This window comes from Bartonella sp. CL266QHHD (genome assembly GCF_042195355.1).
Lineage (GTDB): Bacteria > Pseudomonadota > Alphaproteobacteria > Rhizobiales > Rhizobiaceae > Bartonella.
Window position 1 is genome coordinate 1 of the sequence record NZ_JBHIOD010000066.1, and the last position, 254, is coordinate 254.

The following is a 254-nucleotide window of genomic DNA, read 5'->3' on the forward strand; positions in this document are numbered from 1 at the left end:
ATGAAGCAGTATCCAATCCATAAGAGGATGCACTCTAGCCCTCAAAAAGAGTGCATCCTTCCCCTCAACGGAAACTGCCAACCCCTCATAAAGGCAGTATCCAATCCATGAGAGGATGCACTCTAGCCCTCAAAAAGAGTGCATCCTTCCCCTCAACGGAAACTGCCGAACCCTCATAAGGCAGTATCCAATCCATAAGAGGATGCACTCTAGCCCTCAAAAAGAGTGCATCCTTCCCCTCAACGGAAACTGCC